Annotated in this window: 1 pseudogene; it reads left to right on the top strand. The window is 65.0% G+C overall.

The features are described from left to right. Window positions 1-294 (top strand): annotated as a pseudogene (gene groEL / locus V5E28_RS49325) (chaperonin GroEL); the annotation flags it as partial.

Here is a 294-nt window from a genome sequence, read left to right as displayed (position 1 = left end):
ATGACGTCGATGTACTTCGTCACCGACTCGGACCGCATGGAGGCCGTGCTCGAGGACCCGTACATCCTGATCGTCAACAGCAAGATCTCGGCGAACAAGGACCTGCTGCCGCTGCTCGACAAGGTCGTGCAGTCCGGCAAGCCGCTCCTGATCATCGCCGAGGACGTCGAGGGCGAGGCCCTGGCCACCCTGGTCGTCAACAAGATCCGCGGCCTGTTCCGCTCGGTGGCCGTCAAGGCCCCCGGCTTCGGTGACCGTCGTAAGGCCATGCTCGGCGACATCGCCACCCTCACC

The organism is Nonomuraea sp. LPB2021202275-12-8 (assembly GCF_037044575.1).
GTDB lineage: Bacteria > Actinomycetota > Actinomycetes > Streptosporangiales > Streptosporangiaceae > Nonomuraea.
The sequence above is the reverse complement of the archived record's forward strand: the minus strand, read 5'-3'. Positions and strand labels throughout refer to the sequence as shown.